Here is a 19,574-nt window from a genome sequence, read left to right as displayed (position 1 = left end):
AGTTTATTTAGTAATATAAAAATTGTCATATTTTGAATTATTTGTTATTTACAAAGGGGGCTGCATGTATTTTTTCTAGTTTAGAGAAACGAATTACAAATATACTTATTCAAGAAAGTCATTTTGAAGTTGAACGGGAGAAAATTTTATTCGGTGTCAGGATGATACTGAATGATTTTTGGAAATTTATTATCGTATATATAATCGCTATGCTGTTAGATTGTTTCTTAGCAACTTTGGTAGCACATTTAGTCTTTTATTTCTTAAGGCAAGTTTGTTTTGGATTTCACTTTCAAAATAATCTCGTTTGCTTAATTGCAAGTATCACAACTTTACCAATTAGCGTTTACATCATCAAGAATATGAATTATTTTCAAGAATATATGACAATAGTAGCTGCAATCTCATCGCTAATTCTAGCTATATTTGCTCCGGCCGAAACTAAGAAAAGGCCTGTATATAATCAGCGCCATAAAACTTTTTTAAGAAAGAAGTTACTTATTCGTTTATTAATTATTTGGGCAATAATTTTTGTACTCTATAATAATGTCATTACGAACTTTATTTCATTTGGCGTTACTTTAATAGCAGTATTCGTTCTTTTTCAAAAACTAGCAGGAGGTAAACTAAAATGAAAATAAAAAAAACAATTCTTAATAAAATATCAGGTCTGGTAATTTTATTTGCAAGTTCAGCAACAGTCCTTGGCTGTACTTTTTTATTTAATGAGTTAGATGTTCCTGAGTCTTTACGAAATCAACATGAATTTAACAAATAGTAGGAGGAAGACCAATCGAAGAAAAGCTTGTTTTTACAATTTTATTGGAGTTTCTTACTATTGGAATATCACTTTTCTATTTGCAAAAATTAAAACCTAGCAGAATTACATTTTTAATTAGTGTAAGTATTTGTATATTGACTGTGATAACCTACGTATTTCTTGTACCCTGGATGGCTATAATCGTGTTTTTTTGTACAAGTTTCATTGCTTTATTACTCAATTCTAGCTTTTTTAAAATTTGTTTAGACTTTACTGAAATTATATTTATTGGGATGGTATCAGACCATTTAGCCCAAATTATATCAGGTACAAGTGCTATAAATAATGACTACTTGCAATTATTAATTTTCATTTGCTTTTATCTAATTCTGTTTTATCTATTACAATTTTTTGTACATAAATTTTATACAAATAATCAATATACATCTCTAGCAACTATTTCAAAGGTATTCCTTTCCTTATTATCTTGTATAACTATTATTGTCCTTTACTTAAATATTTTTGTACCTAGTACATTTGAAGAACAGCAATTAACCAAAATTAATTTAATTATTCAATTAAGTTATTTAATTATCATTTTCGTAGTATCAATGTTTCTAATTAAAAATAATAAAGAAAAAAGCCGATTAAAATACCAAAAAATAAAACATTCCCAATTCAACGATTACATGAAATCTTTAGAAAAAGTTAATAGTGATATGCAAATGTTTAGACATGATTATTTAAACATTCTAACAACGATATCTAGTTATATTGCAAACGAAGATATGGAACAACTAAAAAATTACTTTAATCATAAAATTATAAAAGTGGAAAAAGAAACATTTAAAAAAAACTTGATGATGAAAGACTTTAGCAATTTAGAAATCATTGAGCTAAAAGGGCTACTAACGACAAAACTTATTTTATCGACAGAAAAGGATATCAATGTCCAGATTGAAATTCCGGATAAAATCAAAGATATTTCAATGGATATAATAGATTTTTCTAGAATTTTAGGTATTTTAATTGATAATGCAATAGAAGCTAGTGAAAAATCCAATGAACCAGAAATTAATATCGTATTTTTACAAACACCAAATAGTTGTATATTTGTCCTTGAAAACTCCTTCAATGGAGAAGTTGATATTAGTAAAATTTTTCAAGAAGGCTTTTCCACAAAAGGTGGTAATCGGGGCTACGGTTTAAAAAATGTTTTAGATATAAAAAAAGGGTATCCGAACCTTTTTTTAAATACAAGATTAGAAAATAATAGATTTATTCAGGAACTCGAATTAACAAATAGGAAGTGATTTAATGAGAGTTATCATTTGTGAAGACGACTATTCTCAGCGTCAATTTATTCAAAATGAGATAAAAACGTATGCAAGTTTTCATTTACCTAGTATTGAAATTGCCTTAATAGCTTCCAACGCAGAAGATGTTGTTAATTATACTAGTCATACTCAAGGAGATTGTTACTTCTTAGACATCGAGTTAGAAGGTGATATGAATGGTTTAGAGTTAGCTAGATTAATTAGAGAAAAAAATCCACTTGCTAATATTATTTTTATTACTGCATTTGCCAATAAACTAAAACTGACCTTTAAATATAAAATAGCTGCTATGGATTATATTGTTAAATCAATAGATAAGGCTATTCTATCTAAAAATATTACTGAAGCTCTAGATACTGCTTATAAACGGTACCTAAGTTTAGGTAAAACCCAAACTGCTAACATCATACAAATCAAGATTGGTGATAGCATTAAAAATATTAAGTTTGAAGATATTTATTATTTTGAAACAGCTTCAGTAGCCCATAAAATAAAATTACATACAAAAAACGGAATTTATGAATTCTATGGTAAATTAAAGGAATTGGAAAAACTTGATAGTAGATTCTGTAGATGTCATAATAGCTATTTAATTAATATTGAATATGTAAAAGAATTTACTCCTAAAAGTGGATCTCTACTAATGAATAATGGACATGAATGTTTAGTTTCATATAGGTATTCAAAAAACATAAAAAGAAATACTCATATACGCGTCCTATAAAAAACCTCTAAATAGTAACGGGACTGATCCCAATAAAATAATACAAATAAAAAAGCATCTTGGATTGAATTTGGGATTAAAAACTTAAACTTCAATTAGGAGGTGCTTTTTTATGAGAAAGTGAAAAAACATAAACAAACAAGACAACCCTACTATATCGCCATGAATTTATTCAATCGTGACTTTGCGACAACGGACCTTTCAAGTATTCAAGATTTATATAATGGTGAGATTAACGCTTATTCAATTGGTGTGAGCACCATGATACGATTTTCGTGTTGCATACATTAACCCAACTAAATCATTTGCCTGAAGGTTGTACGTAGCCTAGTATTAATGCTCGGTATACACATCTATCGTTACCAATAAGCCTAAAAGGGAAAGGCATTATCAGCATGTCCTGTAAAGGTTCACCGGCTGATAATGCCTCAATCAAATCGTTTCATTTCTGCATTAATGTCTGAAACGTTCTACTTAGAAAATTGAAAGCGTACTACAATAGCCATCGTAGAACAAAACGTCAAAGACTATATAAATTATTATAACTATATTCGAATATAAACGAAATTAAACAACCAGTTGCCGGTTCATCCTGTCTTATATAAAGGGATTAGTCCCAAATTTATTCGCAGTTTTTTATGGGTTACATAAAAATGAATTTGATTCGGAACTAGCTATAACAAATACAGTTATACCATTAACCTTCGTTTTTTTCAGTCCAGTTACAAATAATTTTTTAATACTGATATAGCCATTTTTTCTGTCTTACCAAACAAATCCCACCGGCCAATTTGCAATTTTATAGTGACCAGAGAGATTATTCCTCTCCGCTATCTCTTCCATTAAATCAACTGTATGATCATAGGTAACATCATTAATTTTATCAATTGATTCTGGAATTCGAATATAACCTGATAGCAATTCACCGAGGTGGAATGCATGTTGAAATACAGCTGCTTCACCAACAGGTTCGTACTCTGGTATAAAATGTGGCATAACTATAGTATGATCAAAATTCACATGATGGAATGCCCCAACATCATTTGAAAAACCAACGCCTGCCTTATAAAAACCAACGACTTGAAAATTCATTACTTCAGAAATCATTTCCAAGGAAAACGTATCGCCGAGTTCATAAATATCCTTATATGCACTTCCCAATACAACACTAATTGGCTCACTCGGTGCCGTAAGCGTAAAATCAGACGTCCGAAGGTTTCTTCCCTCATCAATACTGTCATCGAAGCGATCGAAAATGCTTTCACTTAATAGAACCGTCTTTAGTGGTGTCGTTAAAATTTCATTGCCTTCCCTATCTTGCTTCACAACATTAATTAGGTTTGAAGTCACCATCTCAGCATTAGAAGTTTGATTCTGATCATATCCATCCACAAAACTTGTATTGCGTCCATAATACCCCCTATAAATTAAGGGATATTCGGCCACATGAATATAATCAAAAGTTGATTTCATTTCCTCATACATAGCCTTTACCTCATCAATTGGAACATTTGTTATACCACCGGAAACCTCTTCAAAAGCAAAAACGGTTTTATAGTACGGTTCAAATGCAGGTATGCCAGAGATATAATTTATGTAATCCTTGTAATCTTCAAATGTCGGAGGTTCAAGTGTCATAGTTTGGGATTCTTCCGGTACAACTGTTTCGGTCTGAGTTTGTTGTATATCTGATACACTAACTTCATCTGTTTTGCTACATGCTATCAACATAACAAGTAGCATCATTCCTATAATGAAATAAATAGGTTTTACTAAGCGTAACAATAAATTTACCATTTATTACCAAGCGTAGAAAATACGAGGTGTCGCATTTGGAACCAGACCTATAGCTTGATTAGAAAATGCATAGGCGATATCACCTGAATTTAACTTATTTGGACCTGTAGTGTTAACCTTCCCATTGGACCAAATTTCAGCTCGAGCTGTGAAAGTTGGCGCTGTTGTTCTTACCCAGCCATACGCATAATGATCACCACCATGGTTATTTTGATTAATGTATAACCCAACGTCACTACCCAAAAGTTTATAAGAAGCAAAAGTTTGAACCTTACTCATACTATTGTCATGTGTTGCCGTATCGCTTCCACCACCTGCTGTCTCATCCATGACATACTCTTTGCCATCAATAGTAATTGACTTTGGCAATTCTGGCGATTCTGGCGATTCAGCAGCCAAAGCTGGAATACTAGCAAACATCATTCCCGCAACTGCCATGCTAGCTGCCATGCTACGTAAAATACTTTTTTTCTTCATTCTAATCTTCCTTTCTTTTCTCTCAATTTCATTTTTTCATTCATCCTATAACATTATAGAACTACAAATATTTTAACATTTATAGAAAAAAAAGGGTGTTCTTCTCTTAACTGCGATTTTTTTAATCCTATCCGCATTCATTATGAATGAAAAACACTTTAAAGAAATTTGAAATTATCATATTACTAGTTTTAAACATATATAAGTATTTTTGTACTTATTATTAACTGGGTTTAATTTAGTAACTTGTCTATTATTAAATATGGATAAATAACATTAACTAAGCAATATTAATAAGAATCTCTAACTCTAACGAAACGATAAATGAACATTTCATATATAGTTCAGGGTTTTCAATTTGATAAAATCCTTATATCCACGCTATTTATAAATACAAAAAAGCAATCATACAAATTGTATGATTGCTTATATTTTATTTACTAAATATCCGTACAAAATTTAATAATGGTTTATAGTTTTTACCAGCCAATCCGATGACCTCTACAAAGATTTCAATAGCTGTTAGGATGACCGCTACAAGTAATATAGCTCCCCAAACCTTTGCCATAGAGAAAATGATAGCTGCTAATCCAAACATTACTGCAATTCCGTAAATAATTAGAACTGTTTGTCGATGTGTAAAGCCCATATCGAGTAATCGATGGTGTAAATGGGATTTATCTGGGTCAGACCATTTCTTCTTCATGCGAACACGACGAACAATCGCAAAGAATGTATCAGAAATCGGAACACCAAGAATAATAATTGGGATGATTAAAGCTACGAATGTAATATTTTTGAAACCAAGTAACGCTAACACGGAAATCATAAATCCAAGGAACAATGCTCCTGTATCACCCATGAAAATTTTGGCAGGGTGGAAATTATAAAATAAGAAACCAAGTGAAGCTACAGCTAAAATGGCTGCTAACGCTAAAACAAACACATTGCTCAAAATAAACGCCATGACAGCTATTGTTATCAGCGCAATCGTAGAAACACCTGCCGCTAAACCATCTAAGCCATCAATTAAATTAATGGCATTTGTAATACCGATGATCCAGATAATCGTTAATGGAATACTCAGTAACCCAAAGTCTAATGTACCTAAGAACGGTAGATTAACCATTTCAATTTCAATACCGCCTACAAAAACAACAATCAGTGCTGCAACTAGTTGACCAAGCATTTTTGCTTTCGCAGAAATCTCACGCATATCATCAATAACACCCGTGATAACGATTATACAAGCACCAATAATGATAGCTAATAAAGCCTCGTTACTACCATGTTTTGTATGAACTAAAAATGAGTATAAAATCGTCACGCCAATAATAAAGGCAAGGAAAATGGCTAAACCACCAAGTCTTGGCATAATTCGAGCATGTACTTTTCGATAGTTTGGTGCGTCGACTGCACCTATTCTAAACGCTAAACGTTTCACTAATGGAGTTAACAAAATGGATGCAACAAATGCTGCTATTAAAGACACGTAAAGCATGTCTCTCCTCCTCAAATAAATAATCTACATTGAAATCCAAATTGATTATAGCATGAACAAGCATTGAAATATACTTTTTCTAAACATTTTCCACGATTTCACAAATATTTTGTACATTTTAGCATTAATAGATTCCTATACAGTCAAATGTAGTCACCATTCGCAAAATTTGATAGAATAATGGAGTGTCTAGCATGTAGACAACTTTAAAGGAGCGTATATTTCATGTTCTCAATTTTCAAAAGTAATAAAGAGCAAACTAGTGCTCGTCAATTAAAACGCTACTACAAAATAGTAGATCAAATTAACAATCTTGAAGAAAAATATGTTAACAAGTCAGATGCCGAATTACGAGAAATGACTTTTATTTTCAAAGATCAATTAGAACAAGGTGAGCCTATTACATCAATCATCCCAGACGCATTTGCTGTAGTACGCGAAGCCTCAAAGCGTGTATTAGGAATGCGTCATTTTGATGTGCAGCTTATCGGTGGTCTAGTATTAACAGAAGGTAATATTGCTGAAATGCCTACTGGTGAAGGTAAAACACTTGTTGCTTCTCTCCCCTCTTATGTGCGTGCATTAGAAGGTAAAGGTGTTCATGTCATTACAGTTAATGATTACCTAGCGAAACGTGACTATGAGCTAGTCGGTCAAATCCATCGTTTCCTTGGCTTAACTGTCGGTTTAAATGTACCGATGATGGAACCTGGTGAAAAGAAAGAAGCCTACAATGCAGATATTACATACGGTGTGGGTACTGAGTTTGGCTTCGACTATTTACGTGACAATATGGCTTATAGCTTAGCAGATAAAGTACAGCGTCCTTATCACTTTGCTATTATTGATGAAGTGGATAGTGTATTAATCGATGAAGCAAAAACACCGTTAATTATCGCAGGTAAAATGCCTTCTAACGATGAATTGCATCGTATTGCTGCTATGTTAGCGAAACGCTTTAAAGCAGACGAAGATTATGATTTCGATGAAGAAACAAAGGCTACTTCTCTTACAGATAAAGGAATAGAAAAGGTTGAAGCAGCCTTCAATGTAGACAATCTGTATGACTTAGAGCATCAAACACTTTTCCATTATGTAATCCAAGCTGTGCGTGCACATGTTATGTTTAAGCGCGATGTTGATTACATTGTAAAAGAAGACAAAATTGAGCTTGTTGACATGTTTACTGGTCGTATTTTAGAAGGTCGTTCACTTTCTGATGGCTTACATCAAGCAATTGAAGCTAAAGAAGGCGTAGCCATTACGGATGAAAATAAATCCCAAGCGCAAATTACTATTCAAAACTATTTCCGTATGTATCCTAAGCTTTCTGGGATGACAGGTACAGCGAAAACTCAGGAAAAGGAAATTCGCGAAGTGTACGGCATGGAAGTTATCCAAATTCCAACAAACCGTCCACGTCAACGTGTTGATCAGCCTGATATTATTTTTAGCACACAAGAAGCAAAATATAAGTATGTTGCAGCTGAGGTGAAAAAGCGCCACGAAAAAGGCCAGCCAATTCTTATTGGAACAACATCGATATTACAGTCTGAAACTGTAGCTGACTATCTGAAAAAGGAAAAATTAACATTCCAATTACTTAATGCAAAAACAGTTGAACAAGAAGTTGAACTTATTTCACAGGCAGGTCAAAAGGGTCGTATTACTGTAGCGACAAACATGGCTGGTCGTGGTACAGATATCATGCTAGGTGATGATGTCCATGAACTTGGAGGTTTATATGTAATCGGGACTGAAAAACATGAAAGTCGCCGTGTAGACAATCAGTTACGTGGACGTTCAGGTCGTCAAGGTGATATAGGTGAAAGCCGCTTCATTCTCTCTATTGAAGATGATATGTTCCGACGCTACGCAAAAGAAGAAGTAGAAAAATTCTCTGCAAAAATGATTGTAGATGATAAGGGCATTATTCAAAATAAAGAGGTACAAGAGCTTATAGACCGTACACAGCGTATTGTTGAAGGTTCACAGTACAGCATGCGTGAATACAACTTAAAGCTAGATGATGTCATTAATGACCAGCGTGCGGTTCTTTATGGCTTACGCGACAAAATTTTAGCTGGTGAAGACTTGATGGGTGAGCTAAAAAAAATGCTTCGTGAAACCGTTGAATTTGCTGTTCATGACGCTGCACCTGAAGATGTATCTTCTATTGATTGGGATTATGATCAAATGGAGTACTCACTTAACTCCCTGTTCATCACACCCGTTACAATCGATCGCGAAGTTGGAAAAGTAAAGCAAATTTTAATGGATGTTCAGCCTTCTGAACAAGAACTGTTAAGTCATATGGAGAAATTTGCTGAAAACGAAAGAGTAATGGAAGTACTTCCTCAAATCATGCTTAGCCATATTGATAGTGGTTGGGTAAAGCATCTAGAGGCAATGAGTCATTTAAAAGAAGGAATCGGTTTACGTCACTATCAGCAAGAAGATCCAATGCGTATTTACCAACGTGAAGGACTTGAATTATTCGGTAAAAATTTCCAGGAATTACGTCGTTCAATAATCATTGAAATTACAGGCTTCATGAAAACAGTTGAGGCACAACAGGAGGCACAATAATGGGCTTATTTTCATTCTTTAAAAAATCTGATAAAGTTGTTCAGGAAAACACAATTGATTCAAAAGATTTATTAGGAAATACTGCAAAAAACACGGGTGATAATCGTGATGTAGAAACAAAATTATCATTCCATCCTGAGTGGGATGTGCCACAAGAACAAAAATACATTTTTAACTTCCTAGCGAATGAGCTAGAACCATTGAAACCAAATCAATTATCACTATCTTCTATTAGTATTGAAGAAGACATACTCACTCGTAAATGGCTTGTTCGTGCATTTTTCCGTTCATCCTTACCCCAAGCAATTGAACTAGGTGAAATTGAGCTTTTCATCTTGGATAAAAACGATGAGCTTGTAGCATCTAAAAAATTCGATTTTAAAGCACTAGGTACAATTCCAGCAGAAAGTGCCCGTCCATGGGTGTTTGAGTTTGAAAATGCTACAATTAAGGCAGATGAAGTGCCAGAAGATGGTTGGAAAATTGCCTTTAACCTAGTTTCCCTTCGTGGTCATCAATTAGAATTAGATCCATCATGGGAAGAACAATTACCAGAAGCACAAAAAGAAGAGCTTGCGAAAATCGTCAAAACTTTACCAGAGTTAGGCGAAACAGAGGTAAACTTCACTGGTTTACAGGCAAAACTAGCTGAAAATGGTAATTTAAATGCAACCATTTTTATCCGCAATGGGCATAAGAAAGCAATCAATTTAGAGCAATTACCGTTAGAAATTATTGATGCAACAGGAAAACAAATTGCAAAAGGTTCATTTAAAATGAATCCAATTTTAACTGTTCAACCAAACTCTACAAAGCCTTGGACGTTTATTTTCCCAGCAGAACTTGTGAATGCTAAAGACGCTGACCTCTCTCGTTGGACAGCACGTGTAACACAATAACCTAAAACCCCCTTCTCCTAAAAAAGAGAAGGGGGTTTTACTAAAATTAAAAGCGATTTTTGCCTAGACAAAAATCGCTACTTTTTATTTCACACTATCAAAACGTTTGTAGGCTACTAATTTAGAAGACCAGTAAGAGTACGTAACATCCGAAACTTCTACACCATCTGTACCTGCATGAATGAATTTATTATCACCAAGATATATTCCCATATGAGAAATACCTTCTTTATACGTATTCTCAAAGAACACTAAATCGCCAGGTACTGGATTTTCTACATGGGTAGTATTCCCGTAAAAATAGCCCTCACTGCTTGCTCTTCCTATTTTTAAACCACCTTGATTAAAGGCATAAAAAATAAAACCACTGCAATCAAGCCCTACAGGTGTATTTCCACCATATAGATAGGGTGTTCCAACCAATGTATTGGCAACTTCCACTGTTTTGTTATAAATCGCTTGTCCATTAGCTGTAGGGTCTTTCGCAGTTACTTTTGACGGAGTGCCCGTACCTGAAGTCACATTATTATGTATAGTACCGCCATCGGGTATTACTGCGCCTGGAGAAAGCTTCAACACTTGCCCAACAAAAATTTTGTCTTTTTCAAGCTTATTCCAATCCATTATCTCCTTAATTGTCACATTATATAGCTTTGCGATTTTTGATAATGTGTCACCTTTAGCTACTGTATGAGAACTTGCTGCTGGTTTTCCAGATGTTGATGGAGTGGAAGGCTTTACTTCCTCATTCGATGATTGTTTTGGAATCTCAAGCTTTTGAGCTACATAAATCGTATCTTTCGATAGATTATTCCACTTCATAATATCCCCAATCGTGACTTGATGATTTTGAGCGATTTTCGTTAAAGTATCTCCTTTTTGTACAGTATATGTTGCTGCTTCTGCTGTTTGTAATGCTAAAAATGAAGTTGCTAAAGTACTTAGAACAAGAATTCTCCATTTTTTTGTCTTTTGCATACCAAAGTGCCTCCGTTCGTGCTAGAATATTCTCTTGTGTGTCTATCATACTAGATAATTATTGCATGAAAAATCGGAAAAACTGACTATTTTTCAAACATTATAGGAAACTTATAGAATACGACGAAATCCGACTATATTGAAATACTGTTTTCATTGCAAGATTAGTGCTCCTATGATAACATACATTTCTGTATTTAAAATTTTTAGAAAGTTTTATCTTTTCAATCTTAAAGGAGTTAATATACTTATGAAAAACATCTTGCATTTCATCAAAGGAAATTTAGCAGTAGGATTACTACTATTTGCCTTGTTCTTGGGTGCTGGTAATATTATTTTCCCACCATTATTAGGCCAACAAGCAGGTGAAAACGTCACTGTAGCCATGATTGGTTTCCTGATAACAGGTGTTGGTCTACCACTGTTAGCGATTGTTGCTGTTGCCAAAGCAGGAGGCGATTTACAACTGCTTGCTAACCGTGTTAGTCCTGCTTTTGGGGTGATTTTCACCTCCATTGTTTACTTAGCAATTGGACCGTTCTTTGCTGTACCACGAACAGGATCTGTGTCCTACGAAATAGGCATTGCTCCGTTTCTCTCTGAAGGTATGAGGGATCATTGGGCACCACTTTTTATCACATCTATTTTGTTTTTCACGTTAATTCTCTATTTATCTATTAATCCTTCGAAGCTCGTTGATCGAGTAGGAAAAATTTTGACACCTGCCCTTCTTTTCGTTATTTTATTGCTTGCTGTTAAAAGTTTTATTTCTCCTATGGGAGAACCAGGAGAAGCTGTAGGAAACTATAAAGTGTCACCTTTAGCTGAAGGATTTGTACAAGGTTACTTAACGATGGACGTTCTAAGTGCTCTTGTTTTTGGTATCGTCATTTTACAGGCCTTGCGTGATATGGGTATGAAAGATACAAGAAAACAAGTTAAAACAACGATTTTTGCGGGGGTCGTTGCTGCAATAGGTTTATCCTTTGTCTATATCTCTCTAGGGCATATTGGTAATACAAGTATCAATGCAATCGGTATTTCTGATAATGGCGGAAATATTATTGCAAAATCAGCTGAGGTGCTCTTTGGAAATCTTGGAAGTATTATTTTGTCTGCGACTATTTTACTAGCTTGTATATCCACAGCTGTTGGTTTATTAACTGCTAATGCACAATTTTTCCATAAGCTATTCCCTCAAATTTCATATAAAACGTTTTTAGTTGTCTTCACTATTTTTAGTACAGCTATTACAAATGTGGGACTTTCAACAATAATTAGTGCATCACTACCTGTACTATTAATTATTTATCCTTTAGCTATGGTATTGATGGTCTTGTCACTAGCAGATCATTTCTTTAAAGGTGGACAAATTGTTTATATTTTAGCGCTCGTTCCAACTTTCCTTGTCAGTCTATATGATGGCTTAAAACAAATGAAAGTTGAAATTACACCTTATGAAACTATCCTAAAAGCATTGCCAATGTATGAACAAAATTTAGGCTGGCTTTTACCAGCTATTGTTGGTGCATCAATTGGTATTATTATTCATAAATTGATAAAAAAATAATTTACAAGAATCTACTTGCCCATAGCGACAAGTAGATTCTTTTTCTATCTCATAAGTCCACCACTATAGCTATGGCTTCATGTATAATAAAAAATAGATACTCAATTGCATAATGTAACCATCCATTTAATACCTAATAAGGATACATTCTATTTTGAGTTCTAGAAAAGAGGTGTCCAATGAAAAAGTTATTATGGTCATTCGTATTTGTTCTAGGCTTCTTCCTTCTCCCTTTTACAACTACTCACGCTGCTGAAAATGATCAACAGCTTATCAAGGAAATTAAGGAGATTGTGAAAGATACTTACGTTGGAACAATTAATGGAAACTTAGAGAAGGCTACATCCATCTCAGAAATCATGAGTATGCTTGATCCTTACTCAACCTACTTCACTAAACAAGAATTTGAAAATTATATGAATAGCATCAACCTAGCTACTATAGGTATAGGTGTGGTGATTGAAGAACGCGAAGATGGAATTCATATTTTACAAGTAATTGAAGGCAGTGGCGCATTTGAGGCTGGTGTTCAGGCTGGAGATATCATCATTGGGGTTAATGGTGAATCCATTATCGGGCGTTCTACACAAGAGGCCTCTTCCCTTTTAATCGGTAATGAAGGGACTAAGGTGGAAATTACATTAAAGAATAGTGACGGTTCAAAAACTACCAAAACTATTACACGTAAAACATTCACATTACCGAATGTACAAACTGACCTGCTATTTGGGAATGTGGGCTATATTTCGTTGGCTTCCTTTTCAGAGGATGGTGCACAGCTTGTTAAAAATGCACTGATAGATTTAAAAAAACGGGGTGCAACATCGTTCATCTTAGATTTACAAAATAATGGTGGAGGTTATGTGACAACAGCTGAAGAACTAACAGGATTATTCCAATCTGCTAAAGTGGCGTATTTATTAGAAGAAGCGCATAACTCTTATACCATTCCAGCAGTTCAACAAGATACAAAGTTTCCTAAAGATACCCGTATCCTTGTAAACCGCTATAGTGCCAGTGCTTCTGAAATGCTTTCCGCATCATTGAAAGACCAAAAGGCTGCTATTTTATACGGAGAAACAACCTATGGGAAAGGTGCTATGCAAGGCTTTTACACATTACAGGATGGAAGCTATTTAAAGCTTACAGTTGGTAAATTTACGGGTCCTGCGGGTCATACTATTCATGAAGTAGGCGTTAAGCCGAATGTTCCAACCTCAACAGCACCTATTTTCCAGGCACATTATGATGCATTGAAGGAGAAATATCCTAAATATAAACAACTTTCCACAGTAAAAAATATAGCTGACACACAAAAATTTACCGTGAAAATTCCTACAGGGCTTACTTCTCAAATTGCTAAAAGTAACATTCAACTGGCTGCTTTAGGAGCTAAGGAAGTACCCGTAGCAGTTAAAATTGAAGGGCGTTCAATAACTGTTACACCTAAGAGTGCTTTATTAGCGAATCAGGAATATATGCTACTTATTCACCCAAAGAGCAAAGATCAGAAGGGCTACTATCAGCATATAAAAATAAGCAATTAAAAAAACTGTCATCGATAATAAGTATCGATGACAGTTTTTTATATCACTTTTTTGGTTTTCCAAAAATATAATTGTACAATATCATTCGCAAGTTCTGCAGGTAACCTTTTTTCTTCTAATAAATTCGTGATGATGAGTCTTTCTACTGAGCCTACTAAACTATCGATCATGATTTTTATATCCACACTATACAATTGTAGATCTTTGTCACAATCATGCAGATAAATAAGGTGGATCAATTGCTGTGTCATTTGGTTTTTTACCAAATGTGCTTGCTTGGATTCAATAAAACCTATTTTTGTTAATTCAGGATTTTCAATTATGTATACGAACAAGTTCAATAACTTTTGCTCTAAGAGCGTGATAAAACCCTGTAATCCATATTCAATAATGTCAGTTGACTTACTATTCATTACTGCCAAGAATCCGCTTTGAAATTGCGCATTCAAATCGTTATAAAGGGCATCCTTGCTTTTAAAATAGAGATAAAAGGTAGGCTGAGTTACATTGGCAGCCTTTACAATGTCACTAATTTTTGTGTGATGATAACCTTTATCAGAAAATAGCTCTATCGCTTTTTCAAGTAATAGTTGTTTACTTTGTTCGCCATTTGAATTAACTTTTCTGCCTCTTGCCATACTTTCCACCTTATCTTAGTTTAGAGTAGTCATTTTCCCTTTTGTATTGCTTATATAGACACACTATTCTAAATCAAAAGTAACTATAAATTCACAAAACGTACATAATTTAATCTTGATTATATACCATTTTATTATAATACACCCTGTCCTTTTTTACTATAAACTACTATTAATATGATATTTAAATTGAAAAATGAAAAAGTGGATATCTAAGAATCACTTCTAAGAATACCCACCAATAAATTATATTAAAAAACTAATAGTTCTATATTTTAAGTCTAAATACTCTCTTGCCATTCAAGTAACCCACTATCAAAAAGCCCTATATTATACATATGCGCAAATTTAGACATATACTAATCACCATAAAGCAAATCTACTATTTTGAAAAGTCCTTTTTTTTGAAAAAAATTTTTTAATTAAAAATTTTTTTATGAAAAAGTCAATGACTGCAATAGTTTATCTCACTAACTGACTTTGAAAAATATTTTTTCTGAAAATCAAACTATTTTACCTTTCAAAAAAAGTGTTATAATCGCCAAGAATTTAAATTTTTCATTTTTGGAGGCATATGATGGTATTACGTGACTTTTTCATTTACTTATCAGAGAACAAATTATTAAACAGCGCTGCACAAAAATATGGTTTAAAAATGGGTGCGCAAAGTGTTGTTGCTGGCACAAGTCTACCAGAAGTTGTGCAATCGATTAAAGAATTAAACAAGGCCAATATTTCTTGTACAGTCGATAATCTAGGCGAGTTCGTCTACGAAAAATCAGAGGCAACTGCTGCCAAAAATAATATTTTAGCTGTTGTACAAGCAATTCATGATGAACAGCTTGATGCACACATCTCTCTTAAACCTTCACAACTGGGTTTAGATATTGATTACGCATTTTGCTATGAAAACTTAAAAGAAATCGTAGCTCTTGCACATCAATATAATATTTTCGTGAATTTTGATATGGAAAACTACGAGCGTTTACATAGCTCTTTTGAGTTATTAGAGGAATTACACAAAGAGTATGATAACGTAGGGACAGTTATTCAAGCTTACTTCTTCGAATCAGAGGAAAATATTGAGAAATATAAAAACTTCCGCTTACGTATTGTAAAAGGCGCTTATAAAGAACCTGAGAATGTGGCTTATCAATCTAAAACTGATATTGACCATAATTACTTAAAACTAATTGAATATCATTTGCTACATGGTAAATTTACTTCGATTGCAACACACGACCATAATGTGATCAACCATGTAAAACAATTTGTGAAACAACACAATATTCCAAATGAAAAATTCGAATTCCAAATGCTATATGGTTTCCGTAAAGAAATGCAGCTAGACCTTGCTCGTGAGGGCTATAATTTCTGCACATACCTACCATTCGGTAATGATTGGTACGGTTACTTTATGCGCCGTTTAGCTGAGCGTCCACAAAATGTAGCACTTGTGACAAAACAAGTGTTTAACAAAAAAACGAACATGGCAATCGGCTTAGGAGCAGCAGCATTTGCGCTTGGTCGCCTTTCGAAAAAAGGAAAATAATTATACAAGCATGAAGCTATCCATCAGTTTCAGGAACCTATCCAAAAAGCGAAAACATTGTTAATCATTGTTTTCGCTTTTTTTATTGAGCTTATAGTTTTTAACTCGATACTGTAAACTTTGTCGACGAATCCCCAAGGCAGCAGCTGTTTTGGAGATATTGCCTTGATGAAAATCCAATGCCTTTGAAATATAGTACTCCTCTACCTCTTTCATATAGACATCTAATGGTCGAATATCCTGTTGATTTTTAATGACAAACAAGTCACTCGTAGAAACCTCTTTTTCCGTCTCCTCACAAGAGCTTTGGATTTTCCATTTGAAATGCACTGGCAGCATATGTGATTCAACTATCGTCTCATTGGTGATCAATGAGGTTATTTCATCCAGCAGTACTTCTAATTCCTTTAAATTTCCTGGCCAATCATATTTTAAAAAGGTATCTCGCACTTCTTCTGAAAGCCCGTGAATAGATGAGCCAAAGCTATCACGATGTCTTTTGAAATAATCATCGATAAAAGGCATAATATCTTCTTTTCTTTCTCGTAAAGGAGGTACATAAATCGTAATACCCGAAAAAAGTCTGTAAAGCTTTTTGGATAGCTCATGCTTTTGAATCAAATCAATTGGATCTTTGCCAACACTAGCAATTAAAACATGCTGATGATTAGGATAATTATTAAAAAGTTCAACAATCTTTTCTTGTGCTTCTAGAGATAAATATTCAATGCGCTCAGCAAAGAAGGTTATTTTCTCCTTTTCCACAATATATTTTTCAAATTGCTTTAATACCGTTTTCTCATCTCGACGGCAAATTAAAGCAATAAACATATCATTTTGTACCTTTAGATCATGATGTATTCCCTCTGCAACCATATCAATCCCAGTACCTGATTCCCCTATTAACACAACAGGCATTCTACTTAGTGCCACAATTTTTGCTTTTTCAATGACATCCTTCATGACTGGTGATACAGCCGTGATGATGTCAAATGTCAATGGAGCGCCATACCTTCTCAATGGCTGATACATCATGTATTCAAGCTGTGTAATATCTCGGGCAAATTCCACAGCGCCTATTAAAGAGCCTTCATAGTGCAACGGATAAATATTGCTTATGTAGGTCACTTCTTGATTTTTTTTATTCCAATACGTTTTTTTTATATTGTGCACTGGCGTTTCAGAGCTGAGGACCTTATAAATATCGCTTTTTTCGATTTCAAAATCAATAATCTCTAAGGCTCGCCTCTCCTCAAATTCATCCTCATTAACGCCTTCTAATTCTCTCATTTTTTTATTGTATATAAGCAATTTGCCCTCTGTGTCTACCACACAAATTCCCATATCGCCTTTTTCAATGACGTATTTATAAATACTTAGTAGTACATTGTTATCCATTTTGTCCTCCTGTATTCCATTAAGCTTATTCTAACACCAATATGAAAAGCAGATGCAAAAATTAAAAAAGTTTTAAAAATTTGAGTTGATTAATGCCAAATTATATTGCATTATATAATTAACACAATCCAAAAAGGTGCATAATCATTTGGCACTATTTATACCTGGGAGGAAACTGACATGATTCCATACAAACACGAACCATTCACAGATTTTTCACAAGAGGCAAACTACAATGCTTATGTAGAGGCTTTAAATAAAGTTGAAGGTTATTTAGGTCAAGACTACCCACTAATTATTGGTGGCGAGCGCATTACAACAGAAGATAAAATCGTTTCGTACAATCCTGCAAAGAAAACAGAAGTCATTGGTCGCGTTTCGAAAGCAAGCAAAGATTTAGCTGAAAAAGCGATGCAAGCGGCAGATGAAACATTCAAAACATGGAAAGCGATAGTAGATGCAAGACAGTTCTTTAGCGAACACCCGGAATATATATCATCAGCAGAACTGGAGCAAAAGCTATATCGCGAATTTGCACAGGTTACTACAGTTCCAGCTTATAAAGAGATGAGTATGTATCAATTGCTTGTCATTTCGCAAGATCGTTTAACTCATTAAATAATGAATCTACACGCTTTTTGCGTGTAGATTATTTTTAAATTTCTGACTACGATAGATATTTAATTTATTCAATTATTATCTTTATTCTCGATTTCTGTGTCTTCACCCTCAATGAATTTATCTTCTGAAGAGAGCTGTTCATCTGGAACAGGTTGTCCGGCATTCTCCACATCTTCAAGCCACAGCAGAAGACGTAATATTTCATCTATATTTTCGAAGCTAACATAATCGTAGCGACGATGGGTAGCATAAATTTTTCGTGCTAATTTTTTATCTGTGATAATTGGTATTCCGATTTCCTTTGCATATTTCCTTACGCCTAAGGCCACCTCATTAGTTACTCTTACAGAAATCAATGGAATAGGTGAAAGATGTGGCTTAAAGTATATCCCTATTGCAATGTGAGTAGGGTTGGCAATCATCAAACGGCTATTACTGACATCAGATTTCAATTGCTCAGAAAGAATTTCCTGATGGCGCTCTCTGCGTTTAGACTTAATTTCTGGATTTCCTTCTTGCTCCTTGTATTCTCTTTTAACTTCTTGTTTATCCATTTTCATATCTTTCATAAATAAAAAATATTCAGCGATAAAATCAAAAATTAAGACAATTATCATACTGCCGAGACAATACAGTATGAGAAGGAATAGCATCTCTCCCCAATCTGATAATAAAGATATGATATCTCCATCAAGAGTTTTAAAAAGCAGTGATTTATGATTACTCCAAAATACTTTGATCGCCAATGCAAAAAAACAATATAAAGAATTGCTTTAACAAATTCTTTTACGGTTTTTAAGCCAAATATACGCTTTAAGCCATTTACTGGATTCAATGAATCAAACTTAAATTTAACAGCTTCAGTTGCTAATTGCATTTTACTTTGAAACCAGGAGACAAGTATTGTTGTGAACATGCAAACCAGCAAAAAAGGAATGTTCGTTTTCAACCAACCAACCCCCATAGCTTTAAAATAGTCCCAAATATCTGGTTTAGCGTTATGATCAAGGATGTATTCAAGAATCGACATAATGTGATGCACATCAAAAACATATCCGAGATATAAAGTACCCACAAGCATTATTACAGAGATGGTTAAGTCTCTACTTTTTAGAATTTGCCCTTTTTTAGAAGCATCCTGGAGTTTCTTTTGTGTTGGCTTTTCAGTTTTATTGGCCATGAAACA

Annotated in this window: 16 protein-coding genes and 2 pseudogenes; 11 read left to right on the top strand and 7 right to left on the bottom strand. The window is 34.0% G+C overall.

Going from position 1 to position 19,574, the window contains the following annotated elements; all coding sequences use genetic code 11:
* Positions 1–32 precede the first annotated feature (32 nt).
* From QH639_RS07230 to QH639_RS26485, 5 genes are all read left to right on the top strand, one after another.
* Positions 33–635, top strand: a complete 603-nt coding sequence (locus tag QH639_RS07230) for an accessory gene regulator ArgB-like protein (RefSeq protein ID WP_281115875.1) — start codon at positions 33–35, stop codon at positions 633–635.
* On the top strand, positions 632–778 hold the full coding sequence (locus QH639_RS07225; RefSeq protein WP_193767357.1) for a hypothetical protein: 147 nt from the start codon (positions 632–634) through the stop codon (positions 776–778). Before QH639_RS07230 ends, QH639_RS07225 begins: the two co-directional genes overlap by 4 nt.
* A gap of 185 nt (positions 779–963) precedes the next feature.
* Entirely contained in the window at positions 964–2,073 is a 1,110-nt protein-coding gene (locus QH639_RS07220) for a sensor histidine kinase (RefSeq protein WP_281115874.1), read from the top strand.
* A gap of 4 nt (positions 2,074–2,077) precedes the next feature.
* Positions 2,078–2,821 carry a LytR/AlgR family response regulator transcription factor gene (locus QH639_RS07215; RefSeq protein ID WP_131520835.1) on the top strand — a complete coding sequence of 248 codons (744 nt, stop codon included), beginning with the start codon at positions 2,078–2,080 and terminating at the stop codon, positions 2,819–2,821.
* A 498-nt stretch (positions 2,822–3,319) separates the two neighbouring features.
* The gene (locus QH639_RS26485; protein ID WP_131520845.1) at positions 3,320–3,382 is read left to right on the top strand and encodes a hypothetical protein; all 63 of its coding nucleotides are present in this window, start codon (positions 3,320–3,322) and stop codon (positions 3,380–3,382) included.
* A gap of 204 nt (positions 3,383–3,586) precedes the next feature.
* On the opposite strand, the gene QH639_RS07210 is transcribed toward QH639_RS26485, so the two are convergent.
* The 3 genes from QH639_RS07210 to QH639_RS07200 form a co-directional block, all read right to left on the bottom strand.
* Positions 3,587–4,552, bottom strand: coding sequence for a hypothetical protein (locus QH639_RS07210; RefSeq protein WP_281115873.1), 966 nt, complete (start codon positions 4,550–4,552; stop codon positions 3,587–3,589).
* Between the two features lie 69 nt (positions 4,553–4,621).
* Positions 4,622–5,068, bottom strand: a complete 447-nt coding sequence (locus QH639_RS07205; protein ID WP_227744924.1) for a hypothetical protein — start codon at positions 5,066–5,068, stop codon at positions 4,622–4,624.
* A gap of 460 nt (positions 5,069–5,528) precedes the next feature.
* Positions 5,529–6,596, bottom strand: a complete 1,068-nt coding sequence (locus tag QH639_RS07200) for a glycosyltransferase family 4 protein (protein WP_131520833.1) — start codon at positions 6,594–6,596, stop codon at positions 5,529–5,531.
* 225 nt (positions 6,597–6,821) lie between these two features.
* On the opposite strand from QH639_RS07200, the gene secA2 reads away from it, so the two are divergent.
* The gene (gene secA2, locus QH639_RS07195; protein WP_281115872.1) at positions 6,822–9,185 is read left to right on the top strand and encodes an accessory Sec system translocase SecA2; all 2,364 of its coding nucleotides are present in this window, start codon (positions 6,822–6,824) and stop codon (positions 9,183–9,185) included.
* Complete coding sequence (locus QH639_RS07190; protein WP_131520831.1) at positions 9,185–10,084, top strand: accessory Sec system S-layer assembly protein; 900 nt, start codon at positions 9,185–9,187, stop codon at positions 10,082–10,084. The genes secA2 and QH639_RS07190 overlap by 1 nt, the downstream gene beginning before the upstream one ends.
* Positions 10,085–10,168: 84 nt before the next feature.
* On the opposite strand, the gene QH639_RS07185 is transcribed toward QH639_RS07190, so the two are convergent.
* Positions 10,169–11,062, bottom strand: coding sequence for a C40 family peptidase (locus QH639_RS07185; RefSeq protein ID WP_281115871.1), 894 nt, complete (start codon positions 11,060–11,062; stop codon positions 10,169–10,171).
* A gap of 250 nt (positions 11,063–11,312) precedes the next feature.
* Here QH639_RS07185 and brnQ point away from each other — a divergent pair, with 250 nt between their 5' ends.
* Together brnQ and QH639_RS07175 are read left to right on the top strand one after the other, a co-directional pair.
* Positions 11,313–12,632: a branched-chain amino acid transport system II carrier protein gene (gene brnQ, locus QH639_RS07180; protein ID WP_131520829.1), complete on the top strand. Its 1,320-nt coding sequence runs from the start codon at positions 11,313–11,315 to the stop codon at positions 12,630–12,632.
* Positions 12,633–12,811: 179 nt separating this feature from the next.
* Positions 12,812–14,179, top strand: a complete 1,368-nt coding sequence (locus tag QH639_RS07175) for a S41 family peptidase (protein ID WP_281115870.1) — start codon at positions 12,812–12,814, stop codon at positions 14,177–14,179.
* A 38-nt stretch (positions 14,180–14,217) separates the two neighbouring features.
* On the opposite strand, the gene QH639_RS07170 is transcribed toward QH639_RS07175, so the two are convergent.
* The gene (locus tag QH639_RS07170) at positions 14,218–14,817 is read right to left on the bottom strand and encodes a TetR/AcrR family transcriptional regulator (RefSeq protein ID WP_131520827.1); all 600 of its coding nucleotides are present in this window, start codon (positions 14,815–14,817) and stop codon (positions 14,218–14,220) included.
* A 577-nt stretch (positions 14,818–15,394) separates the two neighbouring features.
* Between QH639_RS07170 and QH639_RS07165 the strand changes: the two genes are divergently transcribed.
* Positions 15,395–16,369 (top strand): proline dehydrogenase family protein, encoded by a 975-nt coding sequence (locus tag QH639_RS07165; RefSeq protein WP_036074906.1) that lies wholly within the window; start codon positions 15,395–15,397, stop codon positions 16,367–16,369.
* A 60-nt stretch (positions 16,370–16,429) separates the two neighbouring features.
* Here QH639_RS07165 and QH639_RS07160 read toward each other — a convergent pair whose 3' ends face one another.
* The gene (locus QH639_RS07160) at positions 16,430–17,767 is read right to left on the bottom strand and encodes an AAA-type ATPase lid domain-containing protein (protein WP_281115869.1); all 1,338 of its coding nucleotides are present in this window, start codon (positions 17,765–17,767) and stop codon (positions 16,430–16,432) included.
* A 180-nt stretch (positions 17,768–17,947) separates the two neighbouring features.
* Here QH639_RS07160 and QH639_RS07155 point away from each other — a divergent pair.
* Positions 17,948–18,214: pseudogene (locus tag QH639_RS07155) on the top strand (L-glutamate gamma-semialdehyde dehydrogenase); the annotation flags it as partial.
* Between the two features lie 242 nt (positions 18,215–18,456).
* Here QH639_RS07155 and QH639_RS07145 read toward each other — a convergent pair.
* Positions 18,457–19,568: pseudogene (locus QH639_RS07145) on the bottom strand (EscU/YscU/HrcU family type III secretion system export apparatus switch protein).
* Between the last annotated feature and the right edge of the window lie 6 nt (positions 19,569–19,574).

It is taken from the genome of Lysinibacillus sp. 1 U-2021 (assembly GCF_029916965.1).
GTDB classification, from domain to species: Bacteria; Bacillota; Bacilli; order Bacillales_A; family Planococcaceae; genus Lysinibacillus; species Lysinibacillus capsici.
Note: the sequence above shows the minus strand (reverse complement) of the source record. Positions and strands in the feature narration are given on the sequence as shown.